The organism is Arachnia propionica (assembly GCF_003932785.1).
Classification (GTDB): domain Bacteria; phylum Actinomycetota; class Actinomycetes; order Propionibacteriales; family Propionibacteriaceae; genus Arachnia; species Arachnia propionica_B.
Genome location: NZ_RQYT01000092.1, coordinates 1 through 1,900, shown reverse-complemented (window position 1 = coordinate 1,900; position 1,900 = coordinate 1). Strand labels below are relative to the sequence as shown.

The following is a 1,900-nucleotide window of genomic DNA, read 5'->3' as shown; positions in this document are numbered from 1 at the left end:
CCTGCCGCCACCGCTGCCAGGTCGGCGATGTCCGCAGCCTCGGAGAACCCCTTGGGCATGGCCCTGGCGCGGTCCAGTTCGAGGTCCCAGTCCTGGACCCGGTCGGGATCGAAGCTGATGCGGTCGTAGTCGCCGAGGTAATGAGGATCCCTCATCCGGGTCACGCTCCACGGACCGACGAGGACCGGGACGTCGCGGGGAGCGGCCTTGGCCTCGGGCAGCCCCAGGCAACTGCGCACCTTGTTGCGGGTGGTGGCGGTCTGGTCCTCCTGGTACGTCCACGCCCTGCTGTTGGCGAGCATGTCGTCGAGGCGTCCGGCGAGCCAGGGGCGTAACGGTGACTCAAGCCTCAGACGCTGGGCCAGCCACAGCCAGGAAGGGAGCCAACGCAGATCGACCTTCTCATCCACCAACGTGCGGACACCACCCGCCCCCGGAGAGTCAGTGTCCTTGAGGACGTCCTCGGGGAAGGTCACGTCGTTGGGGCGCAGGTGGTGCCACCGCTCGGTCATGGCTGTGACGTCGAGCCCTTCTCGGACGGCCCGCAGCGGATCCTTGACCCCAGCTGACACCAGCTCCGCCAGGAGCCGGAGGTCCAGGCTGAGGAGGAAGCTCCTGCCGGTTGAAGCCTCGGAGACCGTGAGTCCGACGAGCTCACGGATCCTCTTCGGCATCCAGTCGTGGTCGACGCTGAGAAGCCCGGGCATGCCCGACAGCAGGACCTGTGCCGCTGGAAGCGGCCATCCGGTGCCTTCCGCGAGCTGCTCCGCAGCGGCCGGGTTCCACGGCGGGGCGCCGTCGGTCAGGAGAATCTCGAAAGCGGCGACGATCTGCTCCAGGTTCGCCCCGTGTGATGCGAACCATTCGGTGGTTGGGGAGCCCGCCACCTGGTCCGGAACGCCACCACCAGGGGACAGGAAGACGATCACCTCATCCTCGCCCAGTTCCTCAATGGACACGGCTGGCCCCGTCGGGGTGTCAACCATCTGCCCGAGTTCTGGCGGGTAGGGGCCATCTGCTGGAGTCGGGATGGTGAACAGCGTGGTGCTCGGGTGAATGAGATCGCTGTCGTGGAGGACACCGAAGGCAGCGGCCGCTCCTTCGATGAGTTCTCGGGAGGCCATGGGGCGGCACGCCCCTGCGAGGTACAGCTCGGGCCTCACCACGGCGGGGAGCGACCAATCCCGGCTGATGAACTCCTCCTCAGCGGTACCGGCGAGGCACGCGTGCAGGAGCTGGACCTTCTCGCGGGTCAGCGGCGAACCGGCCCAGTGCTCCTTCGTCCAGTGCACGGCATCGTTGGACGGTGTCCACTGAGTGAAGGTCTTCGGGTTCATCGTCGGTACCTTTCGGTGCTGAGCTCCTCGTGGCCGGGGACGTCGCCGTCGCGGTAGCGTCCCCAGGCAGCAGCGAAGAGTTGGGGGAGGGGGATGCGGGGGAGGACGATGTTGAGCCTCGAATCCAACTTGGGGGTGTCCTCCAGCTTGTAGAGGGGGGTCTTCCAGGTCTCCAGCGGCAGGTGTGGGGCTTTGGCTTCCAGCGAGCCGCCCGGGAGGAAGAGGGTGCGTCCGGCTCGGGGGCGTTTGGCCTGCACCAGCAGGCCTTTGTCGATGAGGGGTTCGGCGGCCTTGAGACGCTGGGTTTTCTTCCAGCCGTTCCAGTGGTGGATGTTCTTGTCGGTGGGGTTGTGGAGGGTGAGAAGTTGGAGCCAGTAGCGGGCTGAGTCCTCTGGGAGGTCGAGGGTCTGCTGTACGTCGGTGAGGATCTCGGGCGCTGAGGCGAGGGGGTCCTGGGGCCAGCCGTCGCCGAGGGTGCGGAGCCAATCCTGGATGGGGGCGAAGTGCCCTGCCGCCACCGCTGCCAGGTCGGCGATGTCCGCAGCCTCGGAGAACCCCTTGGG

2 protein-coding genes are annotated in these 1,900 nt (G+C 67.3%); both read right to left on the bottom strand.

The window, feature by feature from the left end; translation table 11 throughout:
• The coding region (locus tag EII35_RS15335) for a hypothetical protein (RefSeq protein ID WP_148098960.1) at positions 1-1,337 on the bottom strand (1,337 nt) is incomplete at its 3' end.
• A partial coding sequence (locus EII35_RS16105; RefSeq protein ID WP_221739797.1) for a hypothetical protein occupies positions 1,334-1,900 on the bottom strand: 567 nt, incomplete at its 5' end. The genes EII35_RS15335 and EII35_RS16105, both read right to left, overlap by 4 nt.